This window comes from Bradyrhizobium sp. Leo114 (assembly GCF_055229415.2).
Map to the genome: position 1 here is coordinate 1 of NZ_JBUYEN020000246.1, position 317 is coordinate 317.

The window sequence follows — 317 nt, forward strand, 5'->3', positions numbered from 1 at the left end:
GATATTTGCTCCATTGCGTCCGCCGACGGGCAACATCGGGACGGTCCTGCTCGGCAGCAATCAGCGTCTTTTTTTGTGACTGAGCTTCTCGGCGTGGACGAAGTTCCACAGCGTCCGGTAATCGACCCTCAGGCCACGCTCGGCAAGCTCGGCCACCAGCCCGCGCAAGGTGAAATCCGCCGTCCGGCAGCGTTGCACCAGCCAATCACGATGCTTTCCCGAAATCTTCTTCGGCTTGTAGCCGCCGATCTGATCCGGCTCGACGCTGCCGGTCCGGCGAAAGCGCTGCACCCAGAGAATGGCCGTGCTGATGCCTA

At 61.5% G+C, this 317-nt stretch carries 1 pseudogene; it reads right to left on the reverse strand.

What is annotated here, in order from left to right:
- Positions 1-317: pseudogene (locus ACZIRK_RS45590) on the reverse strand (IS630 family transposase); the annotation flags it as partial.